Raw genomic sequence first — 14,681 nt, 5'->3', positions numbered from 1 at the left:
TCCTAGCGTCACCAGCACGAGCGTGACCGAAGGAGAAGCATGTACGGGACGTATCTGCGCCGGGAACTGGCCGGGCGGAAGAAGCAGACGATGATCGTCGCGGCGGGGCTCGCGATCGCGATCGCCCTGGTCATCGTCGTCAACGCGCTGGCGGCCGGCGTGCGCGACGCGCAGACGCAGGCGCTTGCGCGGGTCTACGGGGTGGGCACCGATCTCACGGTCACCGGCGCGCCTGCTGAGCGCGGCAGCGACACCGGGCAGCGCTTCGACTTCGGGGCGGGTGGCGGAGCCGCGGCGAGCGATGGCAGCACCACGCTGAAGACCTCGGTGCTGCGCGCTTCTCCGGCGCGCGGCACGATCGACGCGGCCGGAGTGAAGACGATCTCGGGCACAGCCGGTGTCGCGGCGGCTACGGGAGCGCTCAGCCTGACCAACCTCACGTTCGACGGGCAGATCGCCCAGCAGAGGGCTCAGGACGGAACCGGCACCGGTCAGACCGACACCGGGCAGAACGGCACCGGTCAGACGGGCGAGGGGGGCACCGGCGAGCGGCCGCGATTCGGCGGCGGCAACTTCGGCCTCAACTCCTTCACGGTCCTGGGCGTCGACCCGGCCGCGGGCACGTCGGTGGGGCCGCTCTCATCGGTGAAGGTCTCGTCGGGGCGCGCGCTCGATGGCGCCGACGCGGGGCAGCTGGTCGCCGTGGTGGACAGCACCTACGCCACCTCGAAGAGCCTGAGTGTCGGCGGCACGATCGACGTCGGCGGATCCACGGTGAAGATCGTCGGGATCGTGGCCTCGTCGTCCGATTCCGCCGATACCGCGGCGAACGTCTACCTGCCGCTGGACACCGCCCAGAAGATCGCCGGCACCGGCGACGTGGTGTCCACGGTCTACGTCAAGGCGGCCTCCGCGTCCGACATCGCCGCCGTGCAGACTGCACTCGCCAAGGCCCTCCCGACCGCGACAGTGAGCTCGCAGGCGGATCTCGCCTCCACCGTCTCCGGTTCCCTCGCCAGCGCCGCCGGCATGATCGAGGGCCTCGGCACCTGGCTGTCCCTCATCGTGCTCGCAGTCGCCGTGCTGCTCGCGGTGCTGTTCACGCTCTCCGGCGTCACGCGCCGCACGCGGGAGTTCGGCACGCTCAAGGCGATCGGGTGGTCGAACGGACGGATCGTGCGCCAGGTCGCCGGGGAGTCGCTGGTCCAGGGCCTCATCGGAGGGGCAGCCGGACTCGTGCTCGGTCTGGTCGGGATCCTCGTCGTGAACCTCGTACAGCCCACGATCTCCGGTGCGTCGGCCGCCGGGTTCGCGCGTGGCGATGGGGCAGCCAGGGGCGGGCAGGCCGCAGCCGGCGCGGGGAGCGGAGGTTTCCCCGGTGCGGGAGGAGGCGAGGGTTTCCGCGGGCTCGGCCAGGCCGCGCAGGCGGTCGTGCTGCATGCGCCCCTCAGCGTGGGGATCCTCGTCGCGGCTGTCGGCCTGGCGATCCTCGGCGGCCTCGTCGCCGGTGCGATCGGCGGATGGCGGGCCGCGAGGCTGAGCCCGGCCGAAGCGCTCCGATCCGCCGCGTGACATCAGCAACCCGAACAGGAGAGACGACATCATGAGCATCACTGAGATCGAGATCGAGCCGCAGGCGCTGTACCGCCTGATCGACGTCACCCGCACCTACCGGACGAAGGGACGCACGGTCGCGGCGCTGACCGGCGCGACCGCCGAGATCAGGGCGGGCGAATTCGTGACCATCCAGGGCCCGACCGGCGGAGGGAAGTCCACGCTGCTGCAGCTGCTCGGCGCACTGGACCGCCCCTCCGGCGGGTCGCTGGTGCTGGGCGGCACAGAACTGTCCACCGCGTCGAATCGCGAGCTCGGCAGGCTGCGCGCCGAGGAGATCGGGTTCGTGTTCCAAGGGTTCAACCTGATCCCCACGCTCACGGCGCGGGAGAACGTCGCGATGGCGCTCGTGCCGCTCAAGATCCCGGCTGAGGAACGTCGTGCTCGCGTGGATGAGGCGCTCGCGCACGTGGGCCTGGCTGACCGCGGCGATCATCTGCCCGGCGAGCTGAGCGGTGGTCAGCAGCAGCGCGTGGCGATCGCCAGAGCGATCGTGAAGAAGCCGCGTGTGCTGCTCGCCGACGAGCCCACCGGCAACCTCGACGAGGAGATGCGGGACGAGATCCTCGTGCTCCTCGAGGCGCTCTGCGCCGAGGGGCTCACTCTCATCGTGGTCACGCACGACTCGGCGGTGGCGAAGCGCGCGCACCGCCGCCTGCGACTCAAGAACGGCCGCCTCACCGAGGTGTGACACCCACCGGAGCCTGCAGCTGGTCGGCGGGCAGCGCCAGGAAGTCGATCGCCGCCTGCAGCGCCAGGGCATCGGCGAGCCGGCCTTCCGGGCCGTCGATGTGGCCGTTGGCCCGCACCGTCAGCCGCCGCGGCCCGGCGAGTGCATGGTAGACCGCGAACTGTCCCCGTGGATCGACGGCCGGGTCGAGCAGGGCGGCGCCGACGTGCACGGGAATGCGAATGCGGCGGGCCGCGGTCGCCGCGTCGTGATAATCGAGCGTGGAACGTACATCGGGGTGCGTGCGGAGATGCGTCCGGACGGCCTCACCGCTCCCGGTGCAGCGCCGGGTGAGTCGGATCGCGTGCGCGCCGAAGCTGGGGACGTCCAGTGCTGCACGGCGGAAGCGCGCGTCCCAAGGAAGCGCCATCGCGCCGATCCCGCCGCCGAAGCTGCTGCCACTGAAGTCGAGAGCGTCCGCAGCCGGGGCGGCGATGTCCAGCAGCACGCTCGCCGCACGCCAGATATCCGCGGCGGCGAAGCGGAGTGAGTAGGTGTCTCGATCGGCGATGCCCGCGAGCACGTGCTCCGCGGGGAGCGCCGGGAAGCGGCTGGGTGCATCCGCGTTGGTCCCCGGCGCGCAGGGGAAGATCGCGGCCGTGTCCGCGGGCACGCGCTCGATATCGGGTGCCGAGCGTCCGCCGTAGCCGTGTCCGACCACGAGCCCGCGCCGGATGCCGGTCGTCGCGTGCGGGACCATGACGAACGCGGTGGCCGGCTCGCCGGCCGAGGATTGGAAGCGGATCTGTGTCACGCGATGGGTCGGCGTGGCCTCCCGCACACGAGTGGTCCGCCATCCGACCGTGCCGGTGCCGAACTCCTCGAAGGTCGACTGCCAGAAGCGGTCGAAGTCGTCCGGCTCCGGTAGATCCGGCGGAGGTACGAGCAGCGCTCCGAGTGAGTACTCGGTCAGTTCCTCGGGTATTGCGTCGGGCAACGACTGACTCCTCACCGGTTCCACTCCTCCTCGATCCTGCCGCGCAGACAGCGTTCAGGCGCATACAGGACGATCCATTGACATCTTCGCATACGAATTGCAATATATGCATCATGATTGCAAGGAAGAACGCGAGAGACGATGATGGCTCCCTGCAGTGGAGCCGTCGATCCGTGCTGCGCATGCTGGTGATCGCGGGCGTCCTCCCGCCGGTCCTCGGCGCACAGACCGCCGGAGGATCGGCCGCGGCCACCGAGCTCCCCACGGCGATCGGCGCCTACGCCGACGCCCTGCGGCGGCTCGACAAGCCGAACCTGGCGGTGACCCAGGTCGCGCAGCTGGTCGGGACGAACCACCGGATGACCTTCTTCCAGGCGACGTGGGACGGAGGGGCGACGATCGTCCGCGATCTCGAGATCGTGCACGAGGGCGGATGGCTCGCCGTGACGGATCCCGCCCACCGGTTCGACGAGCAGTGGGTGGTGCTGAAGGGCGCGCCGCCGTCCGGCAGCGCGCCGGAGCTCTACGGCCCGCTGGCGCCGAGCTGGCTGGGATTCACCTCCTTCCAGATCCTCGGCCCGCAGGCGATCGAGCTGCGCACCGGCACCGACGACATCGAGCTCGTGGTGCGCTGGCGCCTGGAGGGCGACAATCCGGAAGCCCACCACGTGCTGACGGCGAAGAACGCCGGGGACTACCTCGTCGGCTACCAGAGCCAGGATGCCCGGTCGCTCGACGATATCGACGAGGTGCTGTGCGGGTCGTACCAGCACGCGCTGTCCGTCCTCGACGGCTCGGCCCCGCTCGGGGCGTGGGAGCTGTTCGCCCCGATGGCGCTCACGCAGTACGCCGTGGGTGGCACGCCCGTCACATCCGGCGTCTACCTGCCGGCCGAGGTCGCGGAGTTCGTGCACGAGCGGCAGCTCATGTCGGACCGCCAGCCGTACGGCATGAGCCTGCGCAACGACAGTCTCGACCTCGTTCCCTGCATGTACTCGCCACAACCCGGCCTCCGCACGGCGATGGCGGCAGGGGAGGAGCGCGGCTTCGCATTCGGCCTGGCTGCCCAGGCGGGCGCTTTGTACGACGCATACACCGCGCTGTGCCGCGGCGAATACGGGCTGACGGCGTATCGGAGCAACGTCTACGATCGCTCCCTGACCGATGCCGTGCACGCCATGGCCGATCTGATCGCGGTCGAGCCGGCGGGCGACGACGCCGTGGACTACATCCCCTCGTTCTCGGGGTGGTGGAACCGAGCCAAGGGGTTCGTCGACGTCGAGAACGAGGATGCGGTCCGGACGGCGGCGAGCGGCGTGGTCCTCTCGGCGCACTACCTCACCGGCACGACAGGCGGCACGCTGTACGATCGCCGCGCCCGGCCGCTGATCGAGTATCAGGTGTCGCGCAAGGGGATCGGGCACTCGCCGGTGATCGGCAGTCCCGTCTACAACGACACCACGCAGTACCGTCTCGGCCGCGTTCCCACGGACGCGGTGAATCTGACAGCCCTGTACCAGCTCACCCACGGCCGCAACGCGGGGATCCAGCGGCTCGCCGTGCAGGCCACGAAGTCGGGCGTCGTCGGGCAGAGCCGTGCGCCCTTCTCCGTGCCGCTGGCCACCTACCGGGCCACAGGGGATCCCGCGTATCTGGCGGAGGCGACCCTGATCGGTCGCCGCTACGTGCAGGAGCAGATCCTCACGCCCTACCGTGGCAACGGCCAGCCGCCCGGCGGCTTCGCCTACAGCTTCTCCAAGTACTGGGTCGACCTGCTCGAGCTGTTCGAGGTCACAGGGGAGGCGGTCTTCCTGGAGGGAGCGCACCGGGAGGTGCAGCGGTTCATCACGCAGACCGCCGTGCGGCCCGTGCCGGACCAGACCGTCACGGTTCCCGAGGGTCACGTGATCACGCAGCAGTACGACTGGGAGACCCGCTCATCGTTGCCGCCGTACCCGGTCACGGGCGTGGCGACAGAGACGGTTCCGGCCTGGTACGTCTCGCCGTCCGGCCTCACCTTCGAGGCGCTCTCGTCGTTCAAGCTCGGGGTGAGCGCCGTGACCGATCCCGGCGGCGGATACGTCTTCAACCCCTGCTGGGCAGGAGCGCTGCTGCGCCTCGCCCATCACACCGGCGACGCGCTGCTGGCCGACGTCGCGCACAACATGGTGATCGGCAGATTCACGACCTATCCCGGCTACTATGGCCGGCAGTTCCAGGTCGCGCAGATGAAGCCGGACTTCGCCACGAGCGGTCCCGTCGGGATCACCGGGTACTACTTCCATCACGCGCCCGCGCAGCTGGGTCTCGCCATGGACTACCTGATCAGCGAGAGTTTCTACCGGAGCTCCGGCAGCATCGAGTTCCCGCACGTCTTCGAGGCGGACTTCGCCTACTTCAAGTTCTTCGCATACGGTCACGCGCCCGGCTCGTTCTTCGGCGAGGGTGGGGTCTGGCCCTACTTCCCGGCGGGCCTGATCGTGCTGGACAACCCGCTGGTCAACTGGATCGCCGGGGTGGGCAACGGCGCGCTCTACATCAGCCTCACGAACTCGGCGTCCGACGCCCAGCAGGTCGTCGTCGACCTCGCCGGAGATCTGACCGGACTGCCCCGCACCGCCGCGCCCGCGGTCGAGGTGGTCGCCGCGGACGGCAGCCGCTCCTCCCAGGCGGCGGTCGACGCGCGCGTCACGGTCACCGTCCCCGGGCACGGGCTGCTCGCCCTGGTCGTCCGCAACGTCGTGGTTCAGCGGCCGGAGCTGCCGTTCGACGACATCGTCGACCACGGCCCGGACAGCTTCCGCGAGGTCGACTCCGATCCGGCGACCGACTACGGACTCGTCCGCGGGATGCTGCTGGTGCGGCCGGGCGGGCAGGGGTACGACGCGTATGTGCAGATCGACACGGAGCAGCAGGCGACGCTCTCCTATCGGATCGGCGGACAGGCCGCGCAGCAGGCGCCCGCCAAGGGGTATCCCTACGAATGGACGATCCCGGTGGACGACCCGACGAAGACGTTCGCCTATACGGTCTCGGCCGGCGGCGCGACCACGGCCGAGGTCACGCTGCGCCTGCCCGCCCGACTCGCCGGCGCCGGCACGGAGGTGTCGGGAGACGTGGTCGCCCAGGCCACGGGCACGGCAGGGGACAGGGTCCCGCTGACCGTCGAGGTGCGCAACGGGACGGCGCAGCCGATCGCCGGCAGCGTCGGGCTGACCCTGCCGAGCGGGTGGCAGCTCGACGGCACGGTGCCCGCCATCGCGGCTCCCGCGCACACGACGGTCCGGGTGGAGTCCGCGGTCGTGATCGCGGCGTCCGCCGCGCTCGGGGAGGTCCAGGTGGCCGGATCCCTGTCGGTGCCGGGGGCGACGCCTGTCACGCTGAGGCCCGCGTCGATCGAGGTGATCGATCGACGTCGCCTGGTCTCCCTCGCATCGGACACCGAGGTCGCCAGCGGTCCCGGTGCGACAGTGAAGCTGACCGCCCTGGTGATCAACACCGGCGTGACGCCGCTCCAGGGCACGCTCGCCCTCTACGGTGCGACCGGCTGGACCATCGATCAGCGGGATGCGGCCGTCGTCGTGCCGCCGCGCTCGGACCTGACGCACACCTGGACTGTGACGGCAGGGGCGGGCATCGCTCCGGGATCGAGCACCCGGTTCGAGGCGAGGCTGGATCAGAGCCTGCGCCGCGGCGTCCTGGTGCGAATGGCCGACGAAGGCGTGATCGTGCACACGCAGTCTCCCTGGCCCGGATACCTCGAGACCGGGCAGTGGTATCCGAGCGGTCTCTCCGGCTGGAACGGGACGCGCACGCGGTACAGCGACTCCGGCTCCGTCGGCAGCACGGTGACCTGGAAGGCGGAGCTTCCTCAGCCGGGTCTCTACCGCGTCTCGGTCTGGTACCCGACGAATCCGACCACCACCACGTCAGCGGCCTACGTCGTCGAGCACCAGGGCGGCAGCAGCGAGGTGATCGTGGACCAGACCCAGGGCGCGGCCGCGTGGCGCGCGCTGGGCACCTTCCGCTACGACGCCGGCGCTCCCGGCGTCGTGCGGCTGGAGGTCCGCAACACGAGCATCCACCGGGTCAGCGCCGCGCAGTTCGTGCGGGTCGGGGATTGACGGAAAGGGGTGGACCGGAGCGCGGCTCCGGTCCACCCCTGTTCCGGGTGCTGTGCGGTCAGCGCCGGACGAACTGCGCGACGACCGCCTCGTCCACCGTGACGCCGAGTCCGGGGCCGGTGGGGACGATGAAGCCTCCATCCGTTCGCACCTCGAGCGGAGTGGTCAGGATGAGGTTGGCGACCGGGAGCGTGAACGGCTGGTACTCGAAGGCGAGCAGCGAGGTCGCGCTCGCCGCGACGTGCACCCCCGCGGCCATGGCGAGGCCGAAGGCGGCGGAATGGTGAGGTGCGACCTGTGCGTGGAAGGCGTCGGCGACCGCGGCGATCGCGAGCCCCTCGGTGATCCCCGTGCGGCCGATGTCGGGCTGCGTCAGCCCGACAGCCCTGCGGGCGAGCCAGTCGGTGAACTCGAAACGGCTGCGCATCGCCTCGCCGATGGCGATCGGTGTGGCGAGTGACGCCGCGAGATCGCGGTGGCCTTCGACGTCCTCCGGCGCCAGGGGCGCCTCGAAGAACCAGGCCCTGCGGTCGTCGAGTTCGCGTCCCAGGGCCTTCGCCTCGCCGAGACGGTAGGTCCAGTGCGCGTCGAGCGCGAGATCGAGATCCGGGTGCACCGCGCGGATGGCGTCATAGGTGGCGAGGTCGGTGCGGATGTCGGTGCCGAGATGCAGCTTGATCCGCCGCACGCCGGCCTCGACGAAGGCCGTCGCCTTGTCGACGCGCTCGGCGTCGTCGTTTCCGCGGATCCCGGAGACGTAGGTCGGCAGGATCTCGGCGAAGCGGCCGCCCGCGAGTTCGGAGACGGAGAGGCCCGTCGCGTGTCCCCAGAGATCCCAGAGCGCGATGTCGACGGCGGCCATGGCGTCCGCCTGGTGTCCGGTGAGATGCCCCCGCTCGCGCATGGACTCGGTCATCCTGTGCCAGAGAGTCCGCACGGATCGCGGATCCTCGCCGAGGATGAGCGGGGCGAGAAGGTGATCGACCACGGCGGCGACCACCTCGGGGGCGACGGGGGCGAGGGCTTCGCCCCATCCGACGAGCCCCTCGTCGGTCTCGATCTTGACGAGGAGCGTCTCGTAGCCGGGGGAGTACAGGCTCCGCCACGGCGGCCGGATGACGTAGCCGCGATGGGCGACGCCCGTGTCGCCTGCATAGGAGTCGTCTGCATCCTCCCTCGACAGGAAGAGGGGGAACGTCTGGACGCGCGTGATCTTCACAAGGGTCTCCGAAGACAGTCGTGGGGGAAGAGGCCGACGGCGTCTGCCGCGGCGATGAGCTTCAGGGCGCCGCGATCGGATCGCGGCGGCGGGTCAGAGTGCCGCGAAGGCGCTCGCGGAGCGGGAAGGGCTGTATCCGAGCGCGACCGAGATCTCGTCCGCCGCCTCGATGAGCTGCAGCGCGAGTTCCTGGTGCGGGGCGTGCAGGTCGAGCACGGAGAGGGGGCCGCTCGCCGACAGCGCGGCGACGATCTCGCCCGCCCTGTTGTGGATCGGCGCGGCGATGCAGGCGCGTCCGAAGGCGAGCTCCTCGATCTCGGTCGCGTATCCACGGCTGCGGCTCTCCTCGAGCGCGACCTGCATGGCGTCGCGGTCGACGATCGTGTGCGGGGTGAAGCGCTGAGGGGAGTGCTCGAAGTACTCGTCGACCTTCTCGGACGTCATGCCCGAGAGCAGGGCCTTGCCGAGGCCGGTGGCGTGCAGGGGCCCCGTGCGTCCTGCCATCGCGAACGACTTCGGGGCGAGCGCGCCCTCGAAGTTGCAGAGGTAGGTGAAGGTGAAGCCGCTGAGCTCGGCGACGTTCACGCCGATCTCGATCCGGCGGGCCAGGTTCTGCGCGATCTGCCGCGACGCGCGGAAGATCGGCGAGCCGTTGAGCGCGATCGTGCCGAGGGCGACCGCCGCCGGCCCGAGTCGGTACAGGCCGGTCCGGCCGTCCTGGACGACGAACTTCATCCGGTCGAGCGCAGACATCATGCGGGAGACGGTGGACTGCCCGAGCCCGGTCAGCGTGCAGAGCTCGGAGACCCGCAGCTCACCCGACTCCTCCGTGAAGCAGGCGAGCAAGGACATCGCCCGTTCCACGGTCTGGGTGCCCCCCACCGATTCCGATGCCATTGCGACTTCTCCTCCCAGCGGCCACCGCATCTGCGGAGCCGTTGCCAGTCATCCTAATGAGACTGTTGACCCCAGGCAAGGCAAATGTGGGTGTCTTATGCATTTTATGGATTTCACATCCGCATTGTGGTTGACTGACTGCACGTCATCGTCGACGACTGCGACGACGACGTGCAGGGGACCGCAGGGTCCACCCCACCCGGAAAGTGAATGCCATGCCACAAGCCACCCTCGAGCGGCCAGAGATCCGCGAGCAGGTCCCACCGCCGCGCTCGGGACGCCGCTCCACGCTGGGCGCGAAGGACCGCACCTTCGGTTTCATGATCGCACTTCCTGCGGTCCTGCTGTTCCTCGTGATCGCGATCTTCCCGCTCGTCTCGAGCATCGGCACCAGCCTCTACGACCAGTCCCTGCTGCGTCCGGAGCGCACGTTCGTCGGCTTCGACAACTATGCGCTGATCTGGGACGAGTTCGTGGCGAGACTCGGTACGACGCTCGTGTTCGCCTCGTTGTCCACGGTCTTCCCCCTGTTCCTCGGCGTCGCGTTGGCGATGCTGCTGAACTCCCGGATGCGCGGCCGCACCGTCCTGCGCGGCGCGCTGATGCTGCCGTGGCTGCTGCCCGGCGTGGTCGTGTCGTTCCTCTGGGCATGGATCTTCAATGACAGCTACGGCGTCGTGAATCACGTCCTGACGCTCCTCGGTCTGCCCGAGATCAGCATGCTCGGGAATCCCGTCGGAGCGATGACCGCCGTGATCATCGCGAAGACCTGGCACTCCTTCCCCTGGATCATGGTGGTCGCGCTCGCTGTGCTGCAGACCCTGCCCAGCGAGCAGATCGAGGCCGCGACGATCGACGGCGCGACCCGGGCGCAGCGCTTCCGGTACATCTCGCTGCCGCACATCGCCGGCCCTGTCACGCTCGTCGCGGTGCTCGAGTTCATCTACAACTTCGGCAACTTCGACACGATCTTCGTCATGACCGGCGGAGGGCCGGGCAACTCGACGACGACTCTGGCCGTGAGCCTCTACCACCTCGCCTTCGGCAGCTACGAGCTCGGCAAGGCCTCCGCGATGGGTGCGCTCTGGCTCGTCCTGCTCGCGATCATCTCGAGCGGATATCTGCTCCTCAACCGACGACTGGAGAAATGATGCGCCGCAACCGCGACGTCGGCGAGGGGATCATCCGCCCCCGTCTGTCCGTCCCCGGGCGTCTGGGCCTCATCGTGCTCGCCCTGTTCGGCCTGCTGCCGGTGTACTGGCTCACGGCGACGGCGTTCACGAAGAAGGAGGATGTGTTCGCCCAGAACCGTCCGTTCTTCCCGGTGGATCCGACGATCGAGAACTTCATCGGCTTCTTCCAGAACGACGCGCTCCTGAAGAACCTCGGCAACAGCGTCATCGTGTCCAGCGGCACCGCGCTGCTGGCCGTGCTCGTCGGCGGGCTGATGGCCTACTCGCTCTCGAAGTTCCGCTATCGCGGACGCAACGCGATCATGTTCATGTTCCTCATCGGTCAGTTGATCCCCGGTGCGCTGCTGCTCATCTCGCTGTATCTGATGCTGAGCTCCGCGGGCCTGCTGTACACGTATGCGGCCCTGATCCTCTCGTTCACGACCTTCACGCTGCCGCTCACGGTCTTCCTGCTCAAGGGGATCATGGACGGCCTTCCGGACGACATCCTCGAGGCCGCGAAGGTCGATGGGCTCTCCCGAACCGCCACCGTGTTCCGGATCGTCTTCCCGCTCGTCGTGCCGGGGCTCATCACCGCCGCGATGTTCGCCTTCATGCGCGGGTGGAGCGACCTCCTCTTCGCGCTCACGCTCGCAGGTCCCGACAAGCAGACGCTCCCGGCCGGCCTCACGCAGGCGTTCATCCACGAGGGCACAGCGGATTGGCCGGCGCTCATGGCGGCCTCCCTGATCACCTCGCTTCCGCTCGTCATCATCTTCGTCGTCCTCCAGCGCTACTTCGTCTCCGGCCTGGCCGCCGGAGCGGTGAAGGGCTAGCCGCTTGTCCCCCGAAACACCCTGATTCCCGATCTGTCTCTGAAGGAGCTGTGCCCATGAACATCCCGAACTCGCAGTTGAGTCGTCGCGCCTTCCTCGGCGGCGGCACCGCCCTGGCCGCTTTCGGCGTCCTCGCGCTCGCCGGCTGCGCGACTCCGGCCGCGACGCCGCCCGGCGCCACGGCGAATGCCGCGACCAAGGCCAAGACCATCAACTTCTACGGCAACTCGCTCGGCGAGGAAGCGCTCAAGCCGGCCTGGCAGGGGATCATCGACGGGTTCTCCAAGGACGCAGGAGTGACCGTCGCGCCGGTGATCTACCCGTACGACCAGGCCGCCACCCAGCTCGCGCTCACCGGCCGCTCCGGCAAGCTGCTCGGCGTCGGCCAGTCGGGCGGATGGCAGGTGCTCACGCCGATGGACCTGCTCGCCGATCTGACGGAGCTGGCCAAGGGCCTCGGGATCCCCCAGGGCGTCCTCGACTCCTACACCAAGGACGGCAAGCTGCTCGTGCTGCCGCTGACTGCTTCGGGCATCGGCATCGCCACGAACGGCGAGATCGCCAAGAGCGTCGGCATCAAGTCCGGCATGACCGTCGAGCAGTTCGCGACGGCGCTCGAGAAGATCAAGGCCCAGGACTCCTCGCTGATCCCGTACGCGGCCGTGACGAAGAACCCCGACCTGAAGGACGCCGTGCACTGGATGTGGGGCTTCGGGAGCGAGGTCGTCACGGATGATCTGAAGTGCACGATCGGCGATGCGGCGAGCGTCAAGGCCATCACCTGGTACAAGTCCCTCATGGATGCGGGGCTCACGCAGACCAACGTCGCCCGCAGCGACGCCCGGATCCTGTTCGCGAGCGGGCGGGCGGCGCTCTACGACGATGCGCCGCTCGTACCGACCTTCCTGAAGAAGAACGGCGCGGCGCAGAACATCCTCGACAACGTCAGCGCGATCTCCCGCCCTACCGTCGACGGCAAGAAGTCCTACAACCGCGCCTGGGGCAGCGGCCTGTTCGCGACGGCCGGCGAGGGAGAGGTCACCAGCCGAGAGTTCATCAAATATGCGGCGACCGATGTCGCGGCGGCGACGGCGCTGTACGAGCGCTCCGCCGTGGCGCCGGCTGCCAAGAGCGTCGCCGACAAGATCCCCGCCCTCGCCGCCGACAAGTTCCAGGGGACCTTCCGCACCCAGGTGTCGGAGCACGCCCGGGCTGCTGCCTGGGACCGGGTCGCCGTGACCGCGCAGATCGACGCCGCGATCGGCGGCGGTGTCGCGACCATCCTCGCCGGCCAGGTGGACGTCCAGGCCGGTCTCAACGCCCTGAAGAAGGAAGTGCAGGGGCTGCTCGACTCCAACTCCTGAGTCACGCATACGAATGCCGCGCCGGAGATCCTCCGGCGCGGCATTCGTATGCGAATGGAACGGTTGTCAGAGCCAGCGGTCGCGCAGCGCCGGCTTCAGCCACGAGGCCGGGGAGGACATCGAGAGCCCCCCGTCGACCGGGATGGTGGCGCCGGTGATGAAGGACGCCCCCTCCGATGCGAGGAAGGTGACGACGGACGCGACCTCCTCCGGGCGTCCGATCCTGCCCAGCGGATAGCCTTCGGTCTCGCCGGTGTCGGCGGCGGAGATGCTCCCGGGCTGCACCGAGTTGACGCGGATCCCGCGCGGGCCGTAGTCCAGTGCGAGCTGACGCATGAGCGCCTCGACACCGGACTTGGCCGCGGCGTACGCGGGCAGGGAGGGCGCTGCGAGCGTGGCGTTGACCGAGGTGACCGCCACGATCGATGAGCCGGGCGCGAGCAGCGGCAGCGCCGCGCGGGCGACGAAGAACGCCGAGTCGAGGGTCGCCCCGAGCGCCCCGCGCCAGTCCTCGTCGCTCGTCGCGTCGGCGCGGCCGATCGGCATCCGCGCCGCCGCGAGAACGACGACGTCGATGCCGCCGAGAGCGGCCGCCGCGTCGGAGACAGCCCTTTCCGCGCCTTCCGGGCGGCTGCAGTCGGCGACGAGGAAACTCGCGAAGGCCGGATCGACGGTCGGCTCCAGCCCCACGCCGACGACAGCGTCGCCGCGCTCCGCGAACGCGCGCGCGATGGCGATGCCGATGTCGGATCCGCCGCCGATCAGCAGCACACGACTGCTCACACGCGCACCGCGGTCGGCAGGGGAGGAAGGGCGAGCTCCGCGAGGACGAGGTGCACCGCGGCGCGGCTGCCGGCGTCGAGGCGGGCCGCCGGGTAGCGCACGGTGGCGTGCTCGATGATGCCGCGCGCGACGAGGACCTCCTTGTGCACCGCCCATGCGATGCCGCCCTGCAGTCCGATCAGCACGAGAGGGAGCATACGACGGAAGCCCGCGCGCGCCTCTTCGACGCGCCCCGCGACGAAGTCGGCCAGCACCGGTCCGAGCAGGTCGGGGAACTCGCAGGCCGGCATCGTGCCGACGGCGCCGCGCGCGTACTCCTCCAGGCAGAACTGGGCGTTCTGGCCGCCGAGCACGGCGAAGTCCGCCCCGCCGAGCGCGTCGATGACGGCTCCGACCTTGGGCGCGGTCGGCGGCGCCTCGACCTTGACGGAGTCGACGCGATCGAGACGGGCGAGCTCGGCGATGAGCCCCGGCGTCATCGTCACGCCGGTGACGCCGGGGGCGTCCTGCACCATGATGGAGAGGGAGGTGGATCCCGCGACATCGCCGTAGAAGTCGACGAGCGTGCCCGCCGCCGGCTTCACCATGAACGGCGGAAGCACCATGAGCGCGTCGGCGCCGCCCTCCTCGGCGAGGAGGGCCTGCTCGATCGAGGTCGCCGTCGAGGTGCCGTTGACTCCGGCGATGACGGGAACGCGTCCGGAGACGACCGAGACGACGTCGTCGAGGATCGCGCGCCGTTCGTCCGCCGTCAGCGCGAAGCCCTCGCTCGCCATCCCGAACACGGCCACGCCGTCGACGCCGGAGGCGAGTTCGAATTCGACCAGACGCCGAAGGCCGGCGCGGTCGAGCGCGCCCGTCTCGTCGAATGGCGTCGCCAGGATCGGCATCAAGCCATGGAGGGTAGGAGTCATCGGCCGGTTCCCCGCTTCATCATCGGTTCGCATTTCGCGCAAGAGCTATGCATATTGTGAGATAGTCTGCCACATAACGGTTGTCGCCTAC

General features: G+C 69.6%; 11 protein-coding genes. 6 read left to right on the top strand and 5 right to left on the bottom strand.

Features of this window, described 5'->3' with window-relative positions:
* Positions 1-39 precede the first annotated feature (39 nt).
* Together ACTJI8_RS05580 and ACTJI8_RS05575 are read left to right on the top strand one after the other, a co-directional pair.
* A complete protein-coding gene (locus ACTJI8_RS05580; RefSeq protein WP_440732387.1) occupies positions 40-1,572 on the top strand; it encodes an ABC transporter permease in 1,533 nt (510 codons plus the stop codon).
* 31 nt (positions 1,573-1,603) lie between these two features.
* Positions 1,604-2,305 carry an ABC transporter ATP-binding protein gene (locus ACTJI8_RS05575; RefSeq protein WP_440732386.1) on the top strand — a complete coding sequence of 234 codons (702 nt, stop codon included), beginning with the start codon at positions 1,604-1,606 and terminating at the stop codon, positions 2,303-2,305.
* Here ACTJI8_RS05575 and ACTJI8_RS05570 read toward each other — a convergent pair.
* Positions 2,292-3,281, bottom strand: coding sequence for an acetylxylan esterase (locus tag ACTJI8_RS05570; RefSeq protein ID WP_440732385.1), 990 nt, complete (start codon positions 3,279-3,281; stop codon positions 2,292-2,294). The two genes, ACTJI8_RS05575 and ACTJI8_RS05570, sit on opposite strands and share 14 nt — an antisense overlap.
* Before the next feature lie 113 nt (positions 3,282-3,394).
* On the opposite strand from ACTJI8_RS05570, the gene ACTJI8_RS05565 reads away from it, so the two are divergent.
* Positions 3,395-7,405 carry a golvesin C-terminal-like domain-containing protein gene (locus ACTJI8_RS05565; protein WP_440732384.1) on the top strand — a complete coding sequence of 1,337 codons (4,011 nt, stop codon included), beginning with the start codon at positions 3,395-3,397 and terminating at the stop codon, positions 7,403-7,405.
* Between the two features lie 58 nt (positions 7,406-7,463).
* On the opposite strand, the gene ACTJI8_RS05560 is transcribed toward ACTJI8_RS05565, so the two are convergent.
* Both ACTJI8_RS05560 and ACTJI8_RS05555 read right to left on the bottom strand, forming a co-directional pair.
* The gene (locus tag ACTJI8_RS05560; protein ID WP_440732383.1) at positions 7,464-8,624 is read right to left on the bottom strand and encodes a mandelate racemase/muconate lactonizing enzyme family protein; all 1,161 of its coding nucleotides are present in this window, start codon (positions 8,622-8,624) and stop codon (positions 7,464-7,466) included.
* Positions 8,625-8,717: 93 nt separating this feature from the next.
* Entirely contained in the window at positions 8,718-9,521 is an 804-nt protein-coding gene (locus tag ACTJI8_RS05555) for an IclR family transcriptional regulator (RefSeq protein ID WP_375903730.1), read from the bottom strand.
* Between the two features lie 215 nt (positions 9,522-9,736).
* Between ACTJI8_RS05555 and ACTJI8_RS05550 the strand changes: the two genes are divergently transcribed.
* Genes ACTJI8_RS05550 through ACTJI8_RS05540 form a run of 3 tightly spaced genes read left to right on the top strand, consistent with a single transcriptional unit; the run spans position 9,737 to position 12,893 of the window.
* The gene (locus ACTJI8_RS05550) at positions 9,737-10,672 is read left to right on the top strand and encodes a carbohydrate ABC transporter permease (protein WP_440732382.1); all 936 of its coding nucleotides are present in this window, start codon (positions 9,737-9,739) and stop codon (positions 10,670-10,672) included.
* Positions 10,669-11,529 (top strand): carbohydrate ABC transporter permease, encoded by an 861-nt coding sequence (locus ACTJI8_RS05545; protein ID WP_440732381.1) that lies wholly within the window; start codon positions 10,669-10,671, stop codon positions 11,527-11,529. Before ACTJI8_RS05550 ends, ACTJI8_RS05545 begins: the two co-directional genes overlap by 4 nt.
* 56 nt (positions 11,530-11,585) lie before the next feature.
* Complete coding sequence (locus ACTJI8_RS05540) at positions 11,586-12,893, top strand: ABC transporter substrate-binding protein (RefSeq protein WP_440732380.1); 1,308 nt, start codon at positions 11,586-11,588, stop codon at positions 12,891-12,893.
* A 66-nt stretch (positions 12,894-12,959) separates the two neighbouring features.
* Here ACTJI8_RS05540 and ACTJI8_RS05535 read toward each other — a convergent pair whose 3' ends face one another.
* Both ACTJI8_RS05535 and ACTJI8_RS05530 read right to left on the bottom strand, forming a co-directional pair.
* Positions 12,960-13,676, bottom strand: a complete 717-nt coding sequence (locus ACTJI8_RS05535) for an SDR family NAD(P)-dependent oxidoreductase (protein WP_440732379.1) — start codon at positions 13,674-13,676, stop codon at positions 12,960-12,962.
* Positions 13,673-14,566 (bottom strand): dihydrodipicolinate synthase family protein, encoded by an 894-nt coding sequence (locus tag ACTJI8_RS05530; protein WP_440732457.1) that lies wholly within the window; start codon positions 14,564-14,566, stop codon positions 13,673-13,675. Before ACTJI8_RS05530 ends, ACTJI8_RS05535 begins: the two co-directional genes overlap by 4 nt.
* Positions 14,567-14,681: the final 115 nt, after the last annotated feature.

The sequence above is a fragment of the Microbacterium sp. 22303 genome (assembly GCF_052045265.1).
GTDB lineage: Bacteria > Actinomycetota > Actinomycetes > Actinomycetales > Microbacteriaceae > Microbacterium.
This window is presented reverse-complemented; position numbering and strand designations above follow the sequence as displayed.